The organism is Sphingomonas sp. Ant20 (assembly GCF_000783375.1).
Classification (GTDB): Bacteria; Pseudomonadota; Alphaproteobacteria; order Sphingomonadales; family Sphingomonadaceae; genus Sphingomonas; species Sphingomonas aerolata.
In genome coordinates this window covers 1-3,534 of record NZ_JRVI01000185.1, presented here as the reverse complement: position 1 = coordinate 3,534, position 3,534 = coordinate 1, and the positions used below count along the sequence as shown (strand labels likewise).

Here is a 3,534-nt window from a genome sequence, read left to right as displayed (position 1 = left end):
ACGAAGCGCTGCCCTCAGTCAGCAACGCCCCCCACTGCCCCCCGGCCTCCGCGGGGAGGTGGCATCTGGCGAACCGCGCGCCCTTCTCACCCTGTTCTCCCGCGAGGCGGGAGCCCAGCCTGGCTCCCAACCCTCGCGGCGAGACACACCGGGCAAGGCGACCGCGCATGACCCCCGACCCCTACCCCCTCGCCTCAGCCCCCCCGATCGCCCAGGTCGCGCTCAAGGGCCTGTGCCCGCGCTGCGGCAAGCCCACCCTCTTCGCCAGATGGGCCGAATTCGCCGACCGCTGCTCCAATTGCGGCCTCGATTTCAGCAAGTTCAACGTCGGCGACGGCCCCGCCGCGTTCCTGACGCTGATCCTCGGCGCGATCGTCGTCGCGCTCGCGATCACGCTCGAGCTGACGCTGCACCCGCCGCTCTGGGTGCACATGCTGGTCTGGATCCCGTTCACCGCCGCGGGCGTCATCCTGTCGCTCCGCGCCGCCAAGGGTGCGCTCATGTCCGCCGAGTATCGGAACGCCGCGCGCGAGGGTCGCAGCCAGCCGTGACGACCACCCGGCGTTTCCCCGTCCTCCCGACCCTCCTCGTCGCGCTCGCGGTCGCGGCGATGATCGCGCTCGGCCTGTGGCAGCTGCTCGACCGCCTCCCGAAAAAGGAGGCGTTCCTCTCGCAGCTCGCCGCCAACCCCGCGCGTCCGCCGATGGCGTTCCCGAGCCTCCCCGACGAGACCCTGCTGTTCCGCCGCGCGACGGGCGTCTGCCTCGAGCCGACCGCGATCCGCCTTGCCGGCGCGGGCAAGGCGGGCTTTCGCGTCATCGCCGACTGCCGCACCGGCGCCGAGGGCCCCGGTATGATCGTCCAGCTCGGCACGACGCGCGATCCGAAGCTCAAGCCCCAATGGCCCGGCGGCGCGGTCTCGGGCTATATCACCCACGCCCCCGACGGCCGCTCGCTGATCGGTTCGCTGTTCGACCCGACCCCGGCGCGGCTGATGCTCGTCGCCGACACGCCGCCCGCCGGCCTCGCCCCCAACGGCAAGCCCGACCTCGACGCGGTCCCGAACAACCATCTCGCCTATGCCGGCCAGTGGTTCTTCTTCGCCGCCATCGCCGCGATCATTTATGTCCTGGCACTGGGCAGGCGCGGCAAGGTTGTGTCGAAAGCTGCGTCCCGCTAACCGGCTTGGCCATGCGTTACATCAGCACCCGCGGCTCGGCCCCCGTCCTCGATTTCGAAGCGGCGACGCTCGCCGGCCTCGCATCCGATGGCGGCCTCTACCTCCCCGAGGCATGGCCGACGATGACCCGCGACGAGATCGCCGCGCTCGCCGGCCTCTCCTATGTCGACACCGCGGTCGCCGTCATGGCGCCGTTCGTCGGCGACGCGATGACCCGCGACGAGCTGAAGGCGCTCTGCGACCAGGCCTATGGCCGCTTCTCACACGCTGCGGTCGTCCCGCTGGTCCAGCTCGACCACGACCAGTGGCTGCTCGAACTCTTCCACGGCCCGACGCTCGCGTTCAAGGACGTCGCGCTCCAGCTGCTCGGCCTCTTCTTCGAACGCTTCCTCGCGGGCACGACCAAGCGGCTGACGATCGTCGGCGCGACCAGCGGCGACACCGGCTCGGCCGCGATCGACGCGGTCGCGGGGCGCGAGGGCATCGACATCTTCATGCTCCACCCCGCCGGCCGCATCTCCGACGTGCAGCGCCGCCAGATGACGACGGTGCTCAGCCCCAATGTCTACAACATCGCCATCGAAGGCAGCTTCGACGACGCGCAGGCGCTCGTGAAGGCGATGTTCAACGACCCCGGCTTCTCCGACCGGTTCGCGCTGTCCGCGGTGAACTCGATCAACTGGGCCCGGCTGATGGCGCAGGTCGTGTACTTCTTCTACGCCGCGGTCCGCCTCGGCGCGCCCGATCGCGAGGTCGCCTTCTCCGTTCCCACGGGCAATTTCGGCGACGTCTTCGCCGGCTATGTCGCCGCCCGCATGGGCCTTCCCGTCGCGCGGCTGATCGTCGCGACCAACGTCAACGACATCCTCCACCGCGCACTCAGCAGCGGCGACTATTCGAAGACCGGCGTCGAACAGACCCCGACCCCGTCGATGGACATCCAGGTCAGCTCGAACTTCGAACGCCTGTTGTTCGACCTCGGCAGCCGCGACGGCGCAGCACTCGCAGCCCAGATGGCGGGCTTCGAATCGTCTGGCGCGATGCGGCTCACCAACGCGCAGTCGCAAGGGGCGGCGGCCTTGTTCCAGAGCGACCGTGTCGATCTCGACGACATGACGCTCGCGATGCGCTGGGCGCATGAGCATGCCGGGCAGGTGATCGACCCGCACACCGCGATCGGCCTCGCCGCCGCGCTGCGTACCGAGGTGCCGCCCGGTACCCCGATCGTCACGCTCGCCACCGCGCATCCCGCCAAGTTCCGCGACGCGGTCGAGCGCGCGACCGGCGTCCGGCCGTCGCTCCCCGCACGCGTCGGCGACCTGTTCCAGCGCGAGGAGCGCTACGTCACGCTGCCCGCGACCTTCGACGCGATCACCGCCTATATCGCCGACCGCGCAAAGCCGTCGGCATGAAGACGCTCGACACCCTCATCGGCGAACCCTGGGCGGACTACGGCCTGATCGATTCGGGCCACGGCAAGAAGCTCGAACGCTATGGCCGTTTCCGCTTCATCCGCCCCGAACCACAGGCGATGTGGGCCCCCGCCTCGACCGACTGGAAGACGCAAGGCGAGTTCGTCCCCGGCTCGGACGAGGATGGCGGCGGCCGCTGGGAATTCTCGGAACCCGTGCCCCGCGAGGCTGGACGCTCAAGTGGAACGAGGTGTCCTACACCGCGCAGACCACCCCCTTCCGCCATCTCGGCTTCTTCCCCGACATGGCGCCGGTGTGGAGCTGGATGCGCGAGCGCGTCGCCGGGCTCGACAGCCCCGAATGCATGAACCTGTTCGGCTATACCGGCGTCGGCACGCTCGCCATGGCGACCAAGGGCGTCCGCATGGTCCATGTCGATGCGTCGAAGAAATCGGTCGAGGCGGCCAAGGCCAATGCGCGCCTGTCGGGGATGGCCGACGCGCCGATCCGCTGGATGACCGACGACGCCGCCAAGTTCGTCGCGCGCGAGGTGCGGCGCGGCCGTCGCTATGACGGCATCCTGCTCGACCCGCCGAAATATGGCCGCGGTCCCGAGGGCGAGGTCTGGCGGCTCGAGGAGGACTTGCCCCGCCTCATCGCCGACTGCCGCAAGCTACTCGACGAGAATTCGCGCTTCCTGTTCCTGACGGTCTACGCGGTCCGCATGTCCGCGCTCGCGATCGGCGAACTGCTCAACCAGGTCTTCGCCGACCTGCCCGGCAAGGTCGAAGCCGGCGAACTCGGCGTCCGCGAGGAAACCCGCGGCCTCACCCTCCCCACCGCCATCTGGGCCCGCTGGTCCCGCGACTGACGCGGGACCACCCCCAAACCGTTCGTGCTGAGCGAAGTCGAAGCACACCCCCGCCCCAAACCCCAAATCCG

The 3,534-nt window shown here is 69.7% G+C and carries 3 protein-coding genes and 1 pseudogene; all 4 read left to right on the top strand.

Features of this window, described 5'->3' with window-relative positions:
• Positions 1-167: 167 nt before the first annotated feature.
• Positions 168-551, top strand: coding sequence for a DUF983 domain-containing protein (locus NI18_RS17595; protein WP_031441783.1), 384 nt, complete (start codon positions 168-170; stop codon positions 549-551).
• Entirely contained in the window at positions 548-1,180 is a 633-nt protein-coding gene (locus NI18_RS17590) for an SURF1 family cytochrome oxidase biogenesis protein (RefSeq protein ID WP_037531828.1), read from the top strand. The genes NI18_RS17595 and NI18_RS17590 overlap by 4 nt, the downstream gene beginning before the upstream one ends.
• Positions 1,181-1,191: 11 nt before the next feature.
• The gene (gene thrC / locus NI18_RS17585; RefSeq protein WP_037531826.1) at positions 1,192-2,592 is read left to right on the top strand and encodes a threonine synthase; all 1,401 of its coding nucleotides are present in this window, start codon (positions 1,192-1,194) and stop codon (positions 2,590-2,592) included.
• Positions 2,589-3,463: pseudogene (locus tag NI18_RS17580) on the top strand (class I SAM-dependent methyltransferase). The gene thrC and the pseudogene NI18_RS17580 overlap by 4 nt, the downstream one beginning before the upstream one ends.
• Positions 3,464-3,534 lie beyond the last annotated feature (71 nt).